Annotated in this window: 17 protein-coding genes; 6 read left to right on the top strand and 11 right to left on the bottom strand. The window is 63.3% G+C overall.

Annotated features, from left to right (window positions below):
* Positions 1-8: 8 nt before the first annotated feature.
* Positions 9-1,559, bottom strand: a complete 1,551-nt coding sequence (locus tag ACIQT2_RS14525; protein ID WP_402947629.1) for an ABC transporter substrate-binding protein — start codon at positions 1,557-1,559, stop codon at positions 9-11.
* 176 nt (positions 1,560-1,735) lie between these two features.
* Positions 1,736-2,848 carry an ABC transporter permease gene (locus tag ACIQT2_RS14520; RefSeq protein ID WP_402947627.1) on the bottom strand — a complete coding sequence of 371 codons (1,113 nt, stop codon included), beginning with the start codon at positions 2,846-2,848 and terminating at the stop codon, positions 1,736-1,738.
* 110 nt (positions 2,849-2,958) lie between these two features.
* Here ACIQT2_RS14520 and ACIQT2_RS14515 point away from each other — a divergent pair, with 110 nt between their 5' ends.
* Positions 2,959-3,549 carry a TetR/AcrR family transcriptional regulator gene (locus tag ACIQT2_RS14515; RefSeq protein WP_402947625.1) on the top strand — a complete coding sequence of 197 codons (591 nt, stop codon included), beginning with the start codon at positions 2,959-2,961 and terminating at the stop codon, positions 3,547-3,549.
* Positions 3,550-3,662: 113 nt separating this feature from the next.
* Entirely contained in the window at positions 3,663-4,043 is a 381-nt protein-coding gene (locus ACIQT2_RS14510; protein WP_402947622.1) for a nuclear transport factor 2 family protein, read from the top strand.
* Between the two features lie 3 nt (positions 4,044-4,046).
* On the opposite strand, the gene ACIQT2_RS14505 is transcribed toward ACIQT2_RS14510, so the two are convergent.
* The 3 genes from ACIQT2_RS14505 to ACIQT2_RS14495 form a co-directional block, all read right to left on the bottom strand.
* Positions 4,047-5,417: an L-serine ammonia-lyase gene (locus tag ACIQT2_RS14505; RefSeq protein ID WP_402947619.1), complete on the bottom strand. Its 1,371-nt coding sequence runs from the start codon at positions 5,415-5,417 to the stop codon at positions 4,047-4,049.
* Positions 5,418-5,527: 110 nt separating this feature from the next.
* Positions 5,528-6,430: a LysR family transcriptional regulator gene (locus ACIQT2_RS14500; protein ID WP_402947616.1), complete on the bottom strand. Its 903-nt coding sequence runs from the start codon at positions 6,428-6,430 to the stop codon at positions 5,528-5,530.
* Positions 6,431-6,472: 42 nt separating this feature from the next.
* Positions 6,473-7,489, bottom strand: coding sequence for an Lrp/AsnC family transcriptional regulator (locus tag ACIQT2_RS14495; protein WP_402947613.1), 1,017 nt, complete (start codon positions 7,487-7,489; stop codon positions 6,473-6,475).
* Positions 7,490-7,573: 84 nt separating this feature from the next.
* On the opposite strand from ACIQT2_RS14495, the gene ACIQT2_RS14490 reads away from it, so the two are divergent.
* The gene (locus ACIQT2_RS14490) at positions 7,574-9,040 is read left to right on the top strand and encodes an MFS transporter (RefSeq protein ID WP_402947610.1); all 1,467 of its coding nucleotides are present in this window, start codon (positions 7,574-7,576) and stop codon (positions 9,038-9,040) included.
* Between the two features lie 25 nt (positions 9,041-9,065).
* Positions 9,066-10,295, top strand: coding sequence for an amidohydrolase (locus ACIQT2_RS14485; protein ID WP_402947608.1), 1,230 nt, complete (start codon positions 9,066-9,068; stop codon positions 10,293-10,295).
* A 32-nt stretch (positions 10,296-10,327) separates the two neighbouring features.
* Here ACIQT2_RS14485 and ACIQT2_RS14480 read toward each other — a convergent pair whose 3' ends face one another.
* The 3 genes from ACIQT2_RS14480 to ACIQT2_RS14470 all read right to left on the bottom strand — a co-directional run bounded on the left by ACIQT2_RS14480 (position 10,328) and on the right by ACIQT2_RS14470 (position 12,449).
* A complete protein-coding gene (locus ACIQT2_RS14480; RefSeq protein ID WP_400332808.1) occupies positions 10,328-10,567 on the bottom strand; it encodes a hypothetical protein in 240 nt (79 codons plus the stop codon).
* Between the two features lie 70 nt (positions 10,568-10,637).
* The gene (locus ACIQT2_RS14475; RefSeq protein ID WP_402947605.1) at positions 10,638-12,032 is read right to left on the bottom strand and encodes an NAD(P)-binding domain-containing protein; all 1,395 of its coding nucleotides are present in this window, start codon (positions 12,030-12,032) and stop codon (positions 10,638-10,640) included.
* 39 nt (positions 12,033-12,071) lie between these two features.
* A complete protein-coding gene (locus ACIQT2_RS14470) occupies positions 12,072-12,449 on the bottom strand; it encodes a cupin domain-containing protein (RefSeq protein ID WP_400332813.1) in 378 nt (125 codons plus the stop codon).
* A 355-nt stretch (positions 12,450-12,804) separates the two neighbouring features.
* On the opposite strand from ACIQT2_RS14470, the gene ACIQT2_RS14465 reads away from it, so the two are divergent.
* On the top strand, positions 12,805-13,218 hold the full coding sequence (locus ACIQT2_RS14465; protein ID WP_400332815.1) for a cupin domain-containing protein: 414 nt from the start codon (positions 12,805-12,807) through the stop codon (positions 13,216-13,218).
* A gap of 197 nt (positions 13,219-13,415) precedes the next feature.
* A complete protein-coding gene (locus ACIQT2_RS14460) occupies positions 13,416-14,927 on the top strand; it encodes an APC family permease (RefSeq protein WP_402947601.1) in 1,512 nt (503 codons plus the stop codon).
* Positions 14,928-14,933: 6 nt separating this feature from the next.
* On the opposite strand, the gene ACIQT2_RS14455 is transcribed toward ACIQT2_RS14460, so the two are convergent.
* From ACIQT2_RS14455 to ACIQT2_RS14445, 3 genes are all read right to left on the bottom strand, one after another.
* Positions 14,934-15,521, bottom strand: a complete 588-nt coding sequence (locus ACIQT2_RS14455) for a TetR/AcrR family transcriptional regulator (RefSeq protein WP_402947598.1) — start codon at positions 15,519-15,521, stop codon at positions 14,934-14,936.
* Positions 15,522-15,665: 144 nt separating this feature from the next.
* Entirely contained in the window at positions 15,666-16,061 is a 396-nt protein-coding gene (locus tag ACIQT2_RS14450; protein ID WP_400332824.1) for a cupin domain-containing protein, read from the bottom strand.
* Between the two features lie 45 nt (positions 16,062-16,106).
* Positions 16,107-17,123, bottom strand: a complete 1,017-nt coding sequence (locus tag ACIQT2_RS14445) for a zinc-dependent alcohol dehydrogenase family protein (RefSeq protein WP_402947595.1) — start codon at positions 17,121-17,123, stop codon at positions 16,107-16,109.
* Positions 17,124-17,161: the final 38 nt, after the last annotated feature.

Genomic DNA, 17,161 nt, shown 5'->3' with positions numbered 1-17,161 from the left:
CACAGCGGTCAGGAAGCGGGTTTGGCTGTGCTGCTGCGGACGACGTAACGGGCCAACGGGTCCTGGGTGTGGCCCTGCACATCGGCACGGACGGCGTCGATGGCTTGTTCGTTCACCAGCCAGACGTTTACTGCCTGGTCGCGCAGAATCGTTCCGGCTTCCGAGTAGAGCTTGTAACGCTCTTGCGCATCAGTGGTCTTTGCCGCCTTGGCGATAACGGCGTCGTATTCCTTGTTGCAGAAGTGGCTAAGGTTGTAGGTTCCCTCGCAGGTGTAGTCGGCCGTGAGGAACCCGATGGGATCGGCAATGTCGATCAGCCGGTTGCGCTGGCTCAAGACCATGTCGTACTTCCCGGCGAGCAGATCCGGTTCGACGGCGGCATATTCCTTGGTCACGATGCTGACCGGAACACCCACGGCCTTCAGGTTGTCCTGGATGACGGTGGCGACATCGGCAAACTCCGCGCGTTCAACAATGGCAATGACCTCGAGCGGGCGGTCGGCCGTGTAGCCGGCCTCGGTGAGCAGCTTCCGGGCGTTCTCCACATCGAACTTCGGAGCACCCGAGGCCTCGGTTGCCCACGGTTCGGACTGGGCGAACGGTCCGGTGGACGCGACTGCCGCACCCTCATAAACGCTGGCTGCCAGGGATTCAAGGTCAAGTGCCGACGTGATGGCCTTGCGGAAGTTGACGTTGTCGAACGGCGCCTTGGCGTTGTTCATGTAGAGCGTCGCCGTCCGCGGAGAGTCAGCTTTGAGGACCTTGACGTTCGGGTCCGTTTCCAAGGAGGACAGCGCGGAGACCGGAATCGACATCGAGATGTCGGCTTCGCCCGTCCTCACCTGGGTGGCGCGGGTGGCGCCGTCGGTCACGAACCTGACCTCCGCCCCTGCCAACTGGACTTCCCCACCCCAGTACGAGTCGTTGCGGTCCAGCGTCAAAGACTGCTTGGCCTTCTCCGAAACGGGAGTGAAGGGTCCCGTGCAGTGACCGAACGGGTCAACTCCCTGTCCGGTGAAGGCTGCAGGGGAGAGGACTCCCGTGTTGACGCTGGCCAAGCGATAGGGAACCAGCGGGCTTTCGGTGGGGGTGGTGATCCGCACGGTGCGCTGGTCAACGGCCTTGACCGAACTGACCACCTTGGGGTTGAAGGCGCGGGCCGGAACCGCGGCCTTCAGGACCTTGTCCAGCGACCCGACCACCGTGTCAGCCGTCAAGGCAGTCCCGTCCTGGAATTTCACTCCTTCGCGGACGGTGAAGTCCCACTCCAGCGGCGAAACCTGCTTCCAATCAGTAGCCAGGGAAGGCACGATCTTGCCCTGCGACTCGTCGTACCGGGTCAGTGTTTCCAAGCAGCCGGAGAGCGAGAGGATGTAGGCAGCGTCACTTTCGAGGGCCCAATTCGCTACCGGGGCGCGGAAGTTGTCGACGACGATGCGCTGGTTCTTGTCCACGGTGGGCGCTGACCCGGACGACGCGGTCCCCGTAAAGCCGCAGCCGGACAACGACAGGACCGCCACAAGCCCTGCGGACAGGGCAGACGGAAACGAAAAACGCATGAGACCACCTAAGGTACGGGGAGCCTGCGAACGGGGGGCAGGCGAAGTTGGGGCAGCCCGGGTGCGCAGGGCCAGAACTAAGTGTAGGCTGCCCTAACTTTCAGACCAAAGAAGTGGTCAACCAACTTCCTTCATAAACGAACGCCAATGAGATGAGCCCCACAGTTCTCCCGCCGCTACGCCTCCGCCACCGCAGGGGCGTTCCGGAAGTGGCCGACGGCGATGAGTACGGCCCCGGCGACGGCCCAGCAGGCCAGCACCAGCCATGGGAACGCTGCCGATGCATCCGGGAAGTAGGAGAGGTCCCGCAGCAATGTTCCCGACGCGCCGGGCACCATCCATTGGCCCACGTCGCCCCAAGGCGCGGGGAGGAATTCCTTGGGCTGCGTCAGCGACGAGAGGGGGTTGCCCACGAACAGGGTGATGACCGCTCCTACCGCGATGCCCGCCCTTCCGATCAGTGCGTTGAGCCCCACGATGATCGCCGCCGTCGCAACGACGCCGAGGCCGATCGCGCCGGCGTTCGCCCAGTAGCTTCCTTGGAGGGTATGGAACCAGCCCTGCAGGATGCCGGCGAGTCCCAGGCCCGCGATGACGCCGTACGCCAGGATCGCACCCAGCCGGCGCCAGGTCCCGGAGACGAGCAGCGAGATCAGGACGCCGCCGATCATGCCGCCCATGGCGAGGGGCAGGCCGGCGACGGCAAGGCCCGTGCCGCGTGGGTCGTCGGACGAAAGAGGCACGACGTCGGTGACGGCCACCTGGGGGACTGCTGCGGGCGGCGTGCCCTGCCCGGACTGGGGCGGGGTGCCGGTTGCCGCACCCTGGGCCGCCTGGGCCAGGGCGGCCTGAAGCTTGGCGATCACTTGGGCCTGGATCTGCGACTGCATCTGGGCGCCCATTTGCGTCAGTGCTTGGGAGGCGACCGGGCTGCCTGCGCTGGCCACGAGGATCTCCGGAGAAGCGCCGAGGACGATCGCGCCATACACCTGGCGTTGCTTGATGAGGTTCACGGCGTCGTCGCGGCTGGAGGCCGTGCGCACATCGAGGGCGCCTGCTGGTGCCTGTGAGGTGATCTGGGCGATCTGCTCTGCGCTGCCGACGGCGGCAACGGGCAGGTTCTGGACCTTGGCGGTGACGCTTGGCCAGGCAAAGGCCAGCAGGACCGTGCAGACGGCGACGGCGGCGAGCAGGGCGGTGCGGAGTGCGTGGGGCCACGGGGTATGGGTGCCCGTTGGCGGCTCCTGGCGGTGCTCCGGGGCTGCCGTGCGTTCGGTGGTGGCGGACATGGTGCGTCCTCTCGGGATCGTACAAAAAGAATGTTCGTTCTTCATTTTTGACCCTCACCATCGAAACGTCAAGAATGATCATTCGTTTTCTTTTCCGGTACGGTGGACCCATGCCGAAAGTCAGCGAGGAACACCGTGCCGCAATGCGGGAGCGCATCCAGCGGGCCGCGCTCGCCTGCGTTGCCGAGAAGGGATTCTCGAACGTGGCCATGGGGGACATTATCGCCAAGGCCGGGCTCTCCGCCGGAGCCGTCTATGTTTACTACCGCAGCAAAGAGGAACTGATTGTCGACGCCGGCAGGCGGGTCTTCGAGGAACGCATGGCGGCACTCGAGCGCCTCAGCGCACACCAACCGGTCCCGCCGCCCCAAGAGGCCGTGGTGGCGCTCATGTCCGGCCTGATGGCCATGGACTTCTTCCCGGATGTCGCCGTGCAAGTGTGGGGCGAGGCCGTCCGGAATGACCAGCTTGGAGAGGTGGCCCAGAACATCCTCGTCCAAATCCGCGGGCACCTTGAGAACTACCTGGAGGCGTGGATCCGCGCATCGCGGCCGGACGAGGACGCCGAGGCCACGGCCCGGTGCCTGGCCCCGGCCGTCATGGGGCTGATCCAGGGCTTCGCCATCCAGTCCGCCCTTGGCAAGGAAGGCACCGGCCCGGACTACCTCAAGTCCGCCCGGGCCATCCTCGCAAGCCTCTAAGCCCTCGTCCGGTGCGGAAAACGAACCTCAACGCAGCGCACCAAAGCCTCTCCCCTTGGCGCCCCCGGAATCCTATGATCCGTGTATCTAACTCACAAACCTGAGGGGTGCACGTGACTGAAGCAACGCCCAACGAACAAGTGGTGCAGCGGCTGATCGACTGCATCAATGCCCGCGACATCGCCGTCATGGACGAACTCTTCCACGACGACGCGATCATGCACTGGCCCCAATCCGGCGAGGTGGTGCGTGGGGCCGGGAACCGACGGGGAATCTACAACGCGTTCCCGCAACTGCCCACCATCACCCCGCGAAGGATGACCAGCGGAGGGGACCTGGTGGTTGCCGAGGCGCTGCTGGACTATGCCGGCCCGCAGTACCAGACGGTGTTCATCTTCGAATTCCGGGACGGCAAGATCGCCAAGGAAACGGCCTATTGGAGCGAAGCCTTCGAAGCACCGGAGTGGCGGTCAGCGTGGGTCGAAACGGAGTAGCCCTCAGCACGCCACGACATTGACGGCTAGGCCGCCGCGCGAGGTTTCCTTGTACTTGCTCTTCATGTCCGCGCCGGTCTCGCGCATGGTCTTGATGGCGGTGTCCAGGGACACGTGGTGGATGCCGTCCCCGCGCAGGCTGATCCGCGCCGCATTGATGGCCTTGTTGCTGGCCATCGCGTTGCGTTCGATGCACGGGATCTGCACCAGGCCACCCACGGGATCGCATGTCAGGCCGAGGTTGTGTTCGATGCCGATCTCGGCCGCGTTCTCCACCTGCAGCGGGGTGCCGCCGAGGATTTCGCACAGGGCACCGGCGGCCATGGAACAGGCAGAACCAACCTCGCCCTGGCAGCCCACCTCCGCACCCGAAATGGACGCGTTGGTCTTGAACAGCACGCCGATGGCCGCAGCGGTCAGAAGGAACCGGACTACGTGGTCTTCAGAGGCGCCCGGAACGAACTTCATGTAGTAGTGCAAAACGGCGGGAATGATTCCGGCGGCACCATTGGTGGGTGCGGTGACCACGCGGCCACCGGTGGCGTTCTCTTCGTTCACGGCCAAGGCAAACAGGTTCACCCAGTCCACGGCGCGCAGGGGATCGGTGGCGTCGTCTTTGGTCTGCAGGTCGGCAAAGAGACGCGGCGCACGACGGCGGACCATCAGGTTTCCGGGCAGGTGCTCTTCCGTACGGCTACAGCCGCGCGAAACACACTCCTTCATGGTTTCCCAGATGCGCAGAAGCTCGGCACGGGTATCTTCTTCGCTTCGCCAGGCGCTTTCATTGGCCAGCATGACGTCGCTGATGGACATGCCTTCGCGCTCGCAGTGGTCCAGCAGTTCCTGTCCGTTGCTGAAGGGGAAACGCAACGCCACGGCGTCCTGCTGCGTCTGCCCTACGGCGTCCTCGTCCACCACGAAACCGCCGCCGACAGAGTAGAACACCCGCTCGGAGACAAGGTTTCCCTGGCCGTCGAAGGCCTGGAAGCGCATGCCGTTGGGGTGGGCCGGCAGGGACTGGCGCATATGCAGCACCACGTCCTTTGCCCGGTTGAAGGAGACCATCCGGCGTCCGGCCAGGAGGATCTTTTTCGCTTCCGTAGCCTCGGCCACCATGCGGTCCGCGGCCATGGGGTCAACCGTTTCCGGGAGTTTGCCCATGAAACCGAGGATCACGGCCTTGTCCGAGCCGTGTCCCTTTCCGGTAGCCCCCAGCGAACCAAACAATCCGGCGTGAACCCGATCAACGGCGTCGAGCTTTCCGTCCTGTTCCAAGGCGCCGACGAAGGTGCGGGCCGCGCGCATCGGACCCACCGTGTGGGACGACGACGGGCCGATGCCGATCGAGAACAGGTCGAGGGCGCTCAATGCCATGGGATCCTCCAAGGGAGCAATAGGGGCTGGGTTCCCTTTCAACTGTGGAGGGTGGCGGCACGCGCGTCCATCGGGAATTAGTGAAACAACCGTCAAGCTGAGCTTAACGATCAGGCTGTGGGCCGGGCCTCGGTGGCGATCCGGAGTTCCTCGATGACGGCGGCTATGGCGGGAGCGGCCTTGCCCGCGGCCCGGTACAGGATGATGATGTTGCGGCCGCAGCTCGGATCGACGCGGCGGACCTGGAGATCCTGGGTCTCGCGGCCAAGATTCAACTCGCTCATCAGGGCCACCCCGAGCCCGCCACGGACCAGGCCCAGCGTAGCCATCAGGTTCCGGCAATTGGCGATGACTTTGGGAGTGAAGCCGGCTTCGCGGCACGTCTGCAGCACGAATCGTTCAAAGACGCTGCCTTCCTGGTCCAAAACCCAGCTTTCATGGGCGTAGTCGGGGAGCCTGACGGGAGTGCCGCTGTCCGGCACGGGCCGGTCCCCGGGCAGGACCAGGATGATCTCGTCTCGGGCCAAAACGGTCTTTACCAGGCCCTCGTCCTGGATTTCGCTGAGGTCGTCCACCACGGCAATATCAATGTTTCCGGCGCGGAGTTGGGCCACGCTCTCGGACGGTTCGAGGTCGGAGATGGTGACGTCCAGCCTCGGGTAGGCCGCCTGCAGGGACATGACAGCCGAGGGAAGCACGGTGCTGCAGAAACTCGGGAACGCGCTGATGGCCAGGCGGCCGCGGACGTCGGTCTGGAATTTCTTCAGGGTGGCTTCGGCGGCTTCCACTTCCGAGGCGATCCGGCCAAAGTGCTCCACCAGCAAGGCGCCCGCCTCGGTCAGCCGGACTTTCCTGCCGGTCCGGACCAGCAGTGCCAGCCCGGCCTCCTTCTCCAGGACCGCCAACTGCTGGCTCACGGCCGACGTTGTCATGTGCAGCTTGGCAGCGGCGGCGGTCATGGTGCCCTCAAGCTCAAGGGTCTTGAGGATATGCAGGCGTCGGATATCCAGCACTGACGCTCCCTTCGGTTTAGCTCTACTTAACCGCACTCCTTGCTACGGAGTGAAGGGGTGGACGAACCCGAGCGTGGCCCTTCCCTGGTCGTCGATGACGTGCCCCAGGTGCTTGCTCATCCGGAAGACCACGCTCCTGTCCACGATCCGTGCGCTCGGAACCGCCGCCTCAAGGGCCGCCTCGAAGCGCATCACGTCGGTCATTTCCCGCAGCCAGACGGCCACCACCAGGTTGTATTGGCTGGCCACGGCCAAGGCCGTGCGGGCCTCCGGAATCTGGGCCATGAGCCCGCGCATTTGCTGGATGTGCTTGGCTGCGGTCCGCACGAAGTACCAGGCGTAGACGGGCCAGCCGGTGACACTGCGGGCTACATCCGTGCGCAGCCGCAGCCGTCCGTCGGCCCGCAGCCGGGCCAGTCCGTCCGCGACGCGTTGTTCGCTGAGCCCGTGTTCAGCGGCGATGCGGCTCACGGGACGGCGCCCGTCCTCCAGCAGGCAGTGCCGGAGGGCGTATTCGACGTCGGGATGTACAGTCCGCGGGGCCCTGGCGCGCGGGGGCTTGGGCTTGGCCACCTTGCCCGCCTCTGCGGGCGTGAGCGCACGCAACCTCCAGGCCGAGGCTTCCATGATCATTTCGGTGACCAGGTGCGTCTGCGTGTTCCGGACGCCATCCAGGGCGCCGATTTGGTTGGTCACCACGTCCCAGATCGCCAGAGGATTCTCCCCGAGGCACGTGGCCAGCAGGTCCCGGCCACCCGAGGTGTGGTCCAGGGTCATCACAGCCGGAATCTTTATCAGCTCCTGCGCCACCTTCGCTGTGTGTTGGGGCATGCAGGTGATGTCCACCAGGGCACTGGCCCCTTCGGTGAAGATCCCCGTCACCCAGGCAAGTCCTCTTTCCCGGAGGGATTCCCAGCGCCGCGAAAGTGTCACAGCGTCCACGCCGAGGAGGGGCGAAAGCTCGGCCCACGAGGCCCGGCCTTCGATCTGCAAGGCATGGATGATGCGCTCTTCAAGGGGATCGAGCATGTATTCCTGCATATCAGCAAGATAATCCATGGAAAGCTTCAATTTCATCCATCGGAAACACGGCGCTTCCATCATGGTGTGATCCCGTTCACTTCTCATCACATCGGAGCGCATATGCGTACAACTGCGCAGAAATCCACCGCTGCCGGAGCCGTCGGCTTCCTGGTTGTCATGGAGCTTGGCAGCGGCATCCTGCAAGGCTGGTTGAGTCCCTTGTTTTCATCGATCGGAGAGCACCACGGTGTCTCGGCCGCCTCGCTGAACTGGATCAGTGCCGCCTACTTGCTGGCGACGGTCCTGGTTGTTCCACTCCTGTCCAAGCTCGGCGACATCCACGGACACAAGCGCGTCCTCATGATCGCCACGGCGATCGTCGCAGCCGCGTCCGTCCTGGTCGCGTTCGCGCCGAACTACGAACTGTTCCTGGTGGGCCGCGCCATCCAGGCACCCCTCGCTGTGTTCCTGCCCCTGGAATTCGCCATTGTCCACCAGCGTGACTCGGAACGGTCGGGCCGAAGCATCGGCCGGCTCGTCGCTGCGCTGACTCTCGGTGCCACGATCGGCGGCTTCTTGTCCGGCATCGTCCTTGACGCCGTCGGCAGCCTGTCCCTGACATTGCTGTTCCCGGCGATCTTCATGGCCCTGTGCATCCCCGGCATCGCCATCTTCGTCAAGGAAACCCCGCTTCGCAGCCAAGGCAAAGTGGATTACCTCGGCGCTGTCCTCCTGGGTGGCGGACTGGTGGCCGTCCTGGGCGGTGCGTCCAACCTGGCCACCTGGCCCCCGTTGACTGTAGGCATCGCCATGATCGTCGGCGTGGCACTGCTCGCGGGCTGGGTAGTGTCCGCCCGTCGCATCAAACACCCGCTGGTTGACCTGAACATGCTGCTTCGAGGCGGCATCGGACTGCCGATCGTGGTGGCCTTCCTGTTCGGTGCACAGCTGTTCGGAGCCCAGGCCCCGATCTCGGTCTACCTGCGTTCCGATCCCGCGACGCTCGGATTCGGTTTCGGTGCTGCCGCGTCCGCAGCCGGAATCCTGCTCAGCATCATGGCGTTGGCGGCATTCCTCGGAGCAACCTTCGCGGACCGCGTCTCCCGCTTCCTGGGCGGCACACGAACCGTTGCCCTCGGTGGACTCCTCGGAGCCGTGGCCTACCTGCTCATGATCCTGGCCCCCGGAACGCTGGTCACCTTCACGGTGTGGCTGGTGGTGGCCGGCCTCGGCACGGGCATCGTCAGTGGAACTCTTCCCACGCTGGTGGTGCAGCGCGCCGCCGCCGATTCCGTGGGCATCGCGTCCGGCTTGTACAACACGGCCCGAACGGCTGCCGGCGGCGTAGCCGGCGCGCTCTTCGCGCTGCTCATGTCCGCCCTCACTGCTCCCTCCGCGGCGGGAGCACGCGTAGCCACGCAGTTCTCCTTCCACGCCGTCTGGTGGATCTGCGCCGGACTGTGTGTCCTCTTCGCCGTCGCCGTGCTCTTCATCCGCCAGGCCAAGGCGGCGTCCGAAACCGCTGCGCCCCGGACATCCGGGCAGCAGGACTCCACCACGGACCAGGCCCTCGAACCAGCCAACTGAACCTCAACAGAGAAGGAAAGAAACAATGACCGTTTCGATTGACATCACCTCCAAGGAAACCCTGCGCGACGCCGTACGCGAGGCCGCGACCGCCGTCGTACCTTCCATCCTGGAACTCAGCCACACAGTGCACGCGTTGGCCGAAGTCTCGTGGGAAGAACATGAGTCGGCGGCGGCCGTGGCCGCGGTGCTGCGTGAGGGCGGCTTCGACGTCGCCGAACGTGCGTATGGAATTCCGACGGCGGTTGAGGCCACCTATGGTGTGGGCGAACTGACGGTAGTGATCTGCGCAGAATACGACGCCCTGCCCGAGGTGGGCCACGCGTGCGGCCACAACATCATCGCGGCGGCGGGCGTCGGTGCCGCTTTGGCGCTCAAGCCCGTAGCCGACGCCGCCGGACTGCGCATCAAGGTTCTGGGCACTCCCGCCGAAGAGCACGGCGGCGGCAAGGTGTCGCTCCTGCAGGCCGGCGCCTGGGAGGACGCCGCGTTTTCGCTCATGGTGCACGGCATGACGGGGGTGGAGCGCAGCGCCACGGCCTTCAGCATGGCTGCCGTGGAACGCTTCGAGGTGCAGTTCAAGGGCAGCGAAGCCCACGCGGCCGGTGCCCCTGACAAGGCCATCAATGCCGGTGCGGCAGCGAGCCTGGCCCTGATGAACATGGCAGTGTTGCGCCAGCACCTGCCGGAAAACGCGAACACCAATGCCTTCATCTCGCACGGCGGCGGCGCCACCAACGTGATCGCCGGGGAATCCACGGTACAGGTGGAGGTGCGCGCGGGGGACGTTGACGTGTGGCGGGACCTCAAGTGCCGCGTGCTCGCTTGCTTCGAAGGTGCGGCCATCGCCACCGGATGTACCTGGACCCACCGACAGACCGAACACCCCTACGCGCCGATCGACACGCATGCCGGGTTGGGCGAACTGTGGGATGCCAACATGGAAGGCATCGGCCGTCCGGTGGACCACACGCCGATCTTCGGCGGCGGGTCCTCGGACATGGGGAACGTATCCCAGGTTCTTCCCTCAGTGCATGGCATGGTGGTGGTCCGCAACAGCACCGCCGTTCCGCACCACCCGGACTTCACGGCAGACGCCATCACGCCCGAGGCCGACGACGCCGTAGTGGACGGGGCTACCGTCCTGGCGCTGACCGTGCTGGATGCGGCGCTTGATCCGGCGTTGCGGTCCGAGCTGTTGAAGCTGCAGGCAGCCCGCGAGCCGGGCGCGACGACGAGCACGCTGGAGGCGTAGGCGCCTCGCGGCAGCCTACTCCTCGCGGCAGCCTATTGGAGATACCTGAAGACACCCCACGCCGGGTGGTTGATGAGGAGGCAGGCCGGCGAATGCCTGGCCGCAAACATGGCGGGCCGACGTGCGGACGCGCTGCGGAACAACGCCTTGCCGCCGCAGGCAAGGCACCGCAGGTCATGCCTCAATTCGTACCGGACGGTCCTGCTGAGGGAGGCGAAGAGTTCCGCTTCCCACTCCTCCCGGTCCGCCAGGCAATAGGCTCTTCTCACCACGATTCTCCACGTTGTTCCATGGTTGGCCCTTCGCCGGTATCTCCAGCCGGCGAAGGGCCAACCGCGTGCGTCAGGCGCGTTCGTCAGCCAGGACTTTGGGCGACCCGCTGGCCAGCTCCTGGGAGGGGCCGTTGAGGTACCGGTCCAGGGAGTCATCCATGGCGTTGATCCACCGGGTGTGGTGCTTGGTTGCCATGGTGCCGGTAACCACTGAGCGGTGCACCGCGTCGCGGTAGCCCAGGATGTCGGTGTGCTTGTTGTGCATCCAGTCCTTGAACAGCTGGGAGACGGCGTCGAGGTCGAAGGGCGGGTAGTCCGTGGCGTCGATGAGCTCGCGCAGGTAATCGGACTGGAAATCGGCTTCGGCATCATGGTCCTGGAGGGCCGCCTGGCGCTCCAGCCAAAGCGCGATGTCCGCCTCGCGGTCGGCCAGGGACGGCAGATCGACGACGCCGGTCATGACGTCGCGGGCAAACCAGGCCTGGGCGTCGAACATGTTGAAGGTGTAGTACTGGTCCTGCGCGCCCAGATAGAACAGATTGGTGTTCTGCTGCCACACCACGCCCTTGTAGAGGTTCCCCGGGTAGAGCACGTTCGGGGATTTCAGCGAGAGTTCGCCGGGCAGGAACGGATACTTGTGCTGGTAGCCGGTGCAAAGCACCACGGCATCAAAGTCGTCATGGGTGCCATCGCTGAAGTAGGCCGTCCGGCCCTCGAAGTGCGTGACGAGCGGGCGCTCCACCGTGTTCCATGGCCAGTGGTAGCCCATGGGGTTGCTCCGGTAGCTCATGGTGATGGAGGCGGCGCCCATTTTGTGGGCCTGCATCCCGATGTCCTCGGCGGAGTAGCTGCTGCCAATCATCAGCAGCCTCTTTCCCACAAAACGCTCGGCTCCACGGAAGTCGTGGGCGTGCAGGACCTCGCCGGGGAATGACTTGATGCCCTTGAACTCGGGTACGGCAGGAACGTGGAAGTGGCCGGTGGCCACCACCAGCTTGTCGAACACGTGGGTCTCGGTGAGGTTGGTCCGCAGGTCCTCCACGGTCACCGTGAATTCCTGGGTCTCGTCGTTGTAGGTGGTGTGGCGCGCCACGGTGTTGAACTTGACGTACTTGCGCACATCCGACTTTTCCACCCGGCCCTTGATGTAGTCGAAGAGCACCTCGCGGGGCGGGAAGGAGGAAATGGGCCGTCCAAAATGCTCATCGAACGAGTAGTCCGAGAACTCCAGGCACTCTTTGGGGCCGTTCGACCACAGGTGCCGGTACATGCTGGAGTGGACCGGTTCACCGCTGGCGTCCAAGCCGATGCGCCAGCTGTTGTTCCACTGGCCACCCCAGTCGTCCTGCTTCTCGAAGCACTTGATGTCCGGGATGTCGATGCCTTTTTGGCGCGCTGATTCGAACGCGCGCAGTTGGGCCAGGCCGCTGGGTCCTGCGCCAATGATTCCGACTCGAAGTGTCATGCTGCTTACCTCTTTCAGATGGTGTGAAGGTGCCGGAACCTAGGCAGCGAAGTCGCGGTCGCCGGCGAAGAACCCGAGGGCGTAGTCGGGGGTTTCGAACTTGACGGTTGTCCCCTTGGGGAAGAACAGGACATCCCGCTCCTTGGCGTGGGTGACTTCGCCCGTTGCCTGGTCGGTGAGGATGAATTCGCCGGCCACTACAACCTTCATCTCGTCGTAGGTGTAGGTGTAGACGAGCGGCTTGGACGCCTTCAGTTCAAAGAATCCGGCACACATGACCGAGCCGGCCGGGTTGGAGAGCGAGTCGCCGATGGCTGCGTCGCAACCCTCCTCGTTCATCGATGGAAGGTTGAGGAAACCGCCCTCAACCTTGTGGATGGATCCAGCCTTGCTCAGGGTTCCGTTAAGCGTTTCCATGATTTTCTCCTTAGGGATCTGGTGGGATTTTCGGCAGAGCTGCGCCAAGGGACTGGTTGGTAATTTTCATCGCCCATTGACCGCCGGACGAGTCGGCTCGAAGGCCTTGGATCTGTGATACGAGTCACTTCCCTTGCCTGAATTACGTTGACATGAACGCCTGTACAAGTCAACCGTTCATGAAAAATTAATCGGATCTCCTGCCTAAGGAATTCTTCTTCTTGAACCGTTGACTTGAACATCTGTTCCTGTCACAGTTGACCTCGCTGTGACCCGCATCATATTGGCGCGATGTGCCACGAATTCCCTTTGATTCCGCGGGGCAGTCGGCCACGCCTACGAAAGGGTGAGAACTATGACCACAACCCCCGCGCTGCAGTCCTGGACCCCAATGACGGGGGAGGTACTGGACCTCTGGCCAGCTGAACCCATGACGCCCATGAAAGCGGAATGGCCACGGTTGCGGTGCCGATTCATCAACTCCAAGCCTGTTGGCCGCTGGGCGGACTTCATTCTGTCCGAGTGGGAGTTGGAAGCGTGTGGCTGGGAGGATTTCCACCCCCATACCGAGACCAACGTGCTTCTTGCGGGTGAACTTTACGTTGAGAGTGAAGGCAAAACCGTCATCCTGAAACCAGGCGACGTTGCCCGGGTCAACCCCGGCCAACTCGGCCGCTACTGGGCGCCGGTTTACGCCCATATGGTCACCATCTACGGCCCCAACCCTGAAGGCCTGGAGTCGGATTCATTCCGTTACTTCGAAATCTAAACCGCTCCGTATCCGGAGTACGCGGCGAACAGCTGCGTCCACATCAAACGCCATTTCCCGCATTCATGGACGCGATGCTGCGCAAGTAACTGCATTCTGATCATCAATTGGAACAACTCCATTCGGCATGCAGTGACATTGTCCTGCCTGTAAACATCCCGGTTTGCAGATTCCATTGCCATTCAAAGGAGAAATCAATGAGTCAAGACAGTTTGAACGGAGCGGACCACCTTAAACGGTCAATCGATTGGAAACAGGGGCTGGCCATTTCGCTGGGCGTGCCGCTGCTGATCCTTCCTTCCCTGGGCTACCTGCCCATGTACGTTTCTGCAGCGGCAATTCTTATCTGGGGATTGTCGGTGGTTCAAGGCTTCTTCCAGAACACGGCCTATGCGGAACTGGCCACCACTTTTCCCAAGGCGTCCGGTCTTCCTGGATTTGCCCAGCACGTCTTCCGTACCGAAAACCACAAGGGCCGGTTCAACAAAGGACAGCTAATCGGCGGATTCAGTGCGTGGAGCTACTGGTTCGCCTGGAATCCGGTGCTGGCCATCTTCGCCATGCTGGTAGGAGGTTACCTGCATGGTTTGTTTCCGGCCCTGGCTGAAGCCTTCACCGAGTACCAGCTCTCCCTGATCGCAGGCCTGGCCATCTTTGTGGTCCTGTCCATCGTCAACTGGTTCGGCCTGAAGGACGGCGCCATTCTGGGGTACATCCTTGCCGCCGTCTCTTTGATCCCCCTGGTCGTCCTGACCGTTGCCCCGTTTGCGACCGGGCATGTGGACTTCGCGCACATCAGCGGAAACTGGGCGCCCGCCGATTGGTCATGGGATATGCACCACGTCCTCATTCTTTTCGGTATCTTTGCCATCGCCCAATGGAGTGCCTGCGGCTGGGAAACGGCAGCCATCTACGGTCCGGAGTACAAGAAGCCAGGAAAAGACGTACCCAAGGCACTGTTCTCCTGCGGCATCATCTGCTTCTTCTCCTACGTGCTTGTCCAAGCAGCCGTCATCGGTGTCCTTGGTGTTGACGGTGTGCTGGCAGAACCGATTTCGCCCTTGATTCCCGTGGCACAAGCCGTCTTTGGCGGTGTTGGATCGGTGGTCACCATCATCATGCTGATAGCCGCCATGGTCCTGATCATCCAGACGGCCTACCTTGGTTCATCACGGGCCATGCACTCGATGTCGGTGGAAGGAAACCTTCCCAAGGTGTTCGGAAGGACCAACCGCCACGGAACTCCCTGGGTTGCCATGTTCTTCACGGCTGCCTTCAACGTGGCCCTGATCTCCCTGGGATCCATTCCGGCAATCCTTGCGGCCGCAGCCATCGGTTACACATGTGCCAACGGGATCAGCCTGTTTGCCTACGTCAAGGCCAAGAAACACCCGTCCTTCCGCCGCTTGGACCGGCCCTTCCGCGCACCCCGGGGGTGGACAAAGGTGGCGCTGTTCTTTGGCCTGTTCAATCTGCCCCTCTGCGTGGTGGGCGTCGTCTACCTGAACAGCCTGGAGATCGGTTGGGCCCCTACGTGGCTCGGGTTCATTGCGCTGGCTCTTTACGTTCCCATTTGGTTCTTCACGCAATACGAGCAAGCGCGCCACAAGAGGGCGGCTGCTGCCAAAGGATCCGAGTCAGGCGCTGTACCCGACGCGGACAACGAACCCCAACGGGATGGCGATTCCACGCTGGTCTCCCGGTCCTAGTGCCGCTCAGAGCCCTGCCTTGATCAATAGCGCGTCGATCATCATGAAGTAGTTGGCACGGTGATCGACTGCCTCGGGATCGGTGATGTATTGAATGGAGGCCCCATCAAAAATCATCAGGAACGCGCGTACCAAGGTATCGATGTCCATCCGGCACACCTCGGAATCATAACTGGCGGCTTCAGAGAGCAATTTTCCCAGTTCGACGACGTACGCCGGGTAAATCTTCGCCGCAACCTGGCTTGAACCGATGTTGCGGGTTGCCCAGAGGATGAGCTCGAATTCTGCGAGCAAACTCGCGGGTTCTTCTTCCAGGGACCGCCAGTATCCTTCCGCTACCTGTTCCAGTGTCTTGCGCAACCCCAAATGCAGTGGCAGGTCACGGGAAAAACGGCCCAGGTTTTTCAGCCAAGCGCCAGCGGCGGCCTCCATGAGAACGTCTTTGTTGTCAAAGCAATAATGTGCCGTAGCCAACGGGGCATTGGCTTCCTTGGCTATGGCACGCATGGTTACCGATTGAACTCCCTCACGCTTCATCAATTCCACGGTGGCGGCTATGAGTTGTTCTTTTCGTTCCTCTGAGGGGATTCGCACGGTTTCCTCCCTGCACACGGTGCGTCATTTCCTACAAGAGTATTCCGGAAACCACCCGTGGGCATCGACGGGGGACATGAGCAGCGGAAAGCACAGGAGTGCCCGGGGAACCGCTAAAGGTTCTCCGGGCACTGCTGTGTTCAACTACAGTCCGTACTCCTCATCGCTCACGTGCTCCAGCCAGGTCACCACTTGCCCGTTTCCGTCCGCTTCCTGAAGGGCGATGTGGGCCATGAACCTGTCCTGCGTGGCTCCGTGCCAGTGTTCCTCGCCCGGTTCGATGTAGACCACATCGCCGGGGCGGATCTCCTGGATTTCTCCTCCTCGGCGGGCAACCCACCCGATGCCGTCGGTCACGTACAGCGTCTGGCCCTTGGGGTGGTGGTGCCAGGCGGTGCGGGCACCGGGGGCGAACCGGACGTGGGCGCAGCCGATGGCCGTTTGGTCATCGGGGGTACGGATCGTGTCAATCTGCACCGTGCCCGTGAACCACTCCGCAGGTCCGGCTCCGGTTTGGCCGCCGCTTTGTGTGTATTTCATTGAATTCCTCCTCGCAGGGAACGTAGATCTCGCAGGGCACGTAAATTACGGCCGCAGCAACACCTTGATGGCCCGGCGCTCGTCCATGGCCTTGTAGGCCTCGGGGGCCTCCTCCAGCGGAAGCTCCAGGTCGAAGACCTTTCCGGGGTTGATCTCGCCCTTGAAGATCAAATCGATCAGTTCGGGCAGGTAGTCGCGCACGGGCGCCGGTCCGCCGTGGAGGTGGACGTGGGAAGAAAACAATTCCCGGCCGGGGAGTTCCACGTCGTGGGAAACCCCTACATAACCGACGTGTCCGCCCCGGCGTGTGGACCTGATGGCCTGCATCATGGATTCCTGCGTGCCAACAGCTTCGATCACCGAATGTGCACCCAGGCCGTCCGTGAGTTCCTTGATCTTCCCGACGCCCTCGTCGCCGCGTTCTTCAACAATGTCCGTGGCGCCGAATTCGCGGGCAAGGGCCTGGCGCGAGGCGTGGCGGGACATGGCGATGATGCGTTCGGCGCCCATGTGCTTGGCGGCCAGGACGGCAAGAAGCCCGACGGCGCCGTCCCCCACCACCGCGACGGTCTTGCCGGGGCCCACTTCGGCGGCTTTGGCGCCGAACCAGCCGGTCCCCAGGACGTCGGACGCGGCCAGCAGCGAGGCGACCTTGCCGGCGTCGGGCATTTCCGGGGTGGCAACCAGGGTGCCGTCCGCGAGGGGCACACGCAGATACTCGGCCTGGGCGCTGCCCACGCCTTCGCGATGGATACAGCCCGACTGGTAACCGGACAAGCAGATGTCGCAGGTGTTGTCCGAGGCGTAGAAAGAGCCCACCACGAACTGTCCAACCTGCACATTGCCTACCGAACGGCCAACCTCCTCCACGATCCCCACGTACTCGTGGCCCATCGGCCGGGGTTCCTCGATGGTGTCGGCGCCACGGTATGGCCACAGGTCCGAACCGCACACGCAAGCAGCCACCAGTTTGATGACCGCATCAGTGGGCTCCTGGATGGTGGGCTTTTCCCGTTCCTCCACCCGGACATCGCCGGGTGCATGGATGATTGTTGCGCGCATCAGCACGTCTCCTTTCCCTAGGTTCCTCTACTAAACCC

Source organism: Paenarthrobacter sp. NPDC090522 (assembly GCF_044769225.1).
Classification (GTDB): Bacteria; Actinomycetota; Actinomycetes; order Actinomycetales; family Micrococcaceae; genus Arthrobacter.
The sequence above is the reverse complement of the archived record's forward strand: the minus strand, read 5'-3'. Positions and strand labels throughout refer to the sequence as shown.

What these genes read in the sequence shown, in the direction of transcription:
- ACIQT2_RS14525 (WP_402947629.1), bottom strand. Translation starts at nt 1,559, where the DNA reads ATGCGTTTTTCGTTTCCGTCTGCCCTGTCCGCAGGGCTTGTGGCGGTC.
- ACIQT2_RS14520 (WP_402947627.1), bottom strand. Translation starts at nt 2,848, where the DNA reads ATGTCCGCCACCACCGAACGCACGGCAGCCCCGGAGCACCGCCAGGAG.
- ACIQT2_RS14515 (WP_402947625.1), top strand. Translation starts at nt 2,959, where the DNA reads ATGCCGAAAGTCAGCGAGGAACACCGTGCCGCAATGCGGGAGCGCATC.
- ACIQT2_RS14505 (WP_402947619.1), bottom strand. Translation starts at nt 5,417, where the DNA reads ATGGCATTGAGCGCCCTCGACCTGTTCTCGATCGGCATCGGCCCGTCG.
- ACIQT2_RS14495 (WP_402947613.1), bottom strand. Translation starts at nt 7,489, where the DNA reads ATGGATTATCTTGCTGATATGCAGGAATACATGCTCGATCCCCTTGAA.
- ACIQT2_RS14490 (WP_402947610.1), top strand. Translation starts at nt 7,574, where the DNA reads ATGCGTACAACTGCGCAGAAATCCACCGCTGCCGGAGCCGTCGGCTTC.
- ACIQT2_RS14485 (WP_402947608.1), top strand. Translation starts at nt 9,066, where the DNA reads ATGACCGTTTCGATTGACATCACCTCCAAGGAAACCCTGCGCGACGCC.
- ACIQT2_RS14475 (WP_402947605.1), bottom strand. Translation starts at nt 12,032, where the DNA reads ATGACACTTCGAGTCGGAATCATTGGCGCAGGACCCAGCGGCCTGGCC.
- ACIQT2_RS14470 (WP_400332813.1), bottom strand. Translation starts at nt 12,449, where the DNA reads ATGGAAACGCTTAACGGAACCCTGAGCAAGGCTGGATCCATCCACAAG.
- ACIQT2_RS14465 (WP_400332815.1), top strand. Translation starts at nt 12,805, where the DNA reads ATGACCACAACCCCCGCGCTGCAGTCCTGGACCCCAATGACGGGGGAG.
- ACIQT2_RS14460 (WP_402947601.1), top strand. Translation starts at nt 13,416, where the DNA reads ATGAGTCAAGACAGTTTGAACGGAGCGGACCACCTTAAACGGTCAATC.
- ACIQT2_RS14450 (WP_400332824.1), bottom strand. Translation starts at nt 16,061, where the DNA reads ATGAAATACACACAAAGCGGCGGCCAAACCGGAGCCGGACCTGCGGAG.
- ACIQT2_RS14445 (WP_402947595.1), bottom strand. Translation starts at nt 17,123, where the DNA reads ATGCGCGCAACAATCATCCATGCACCCGGCGATGTCCGGGTGGAGGAA.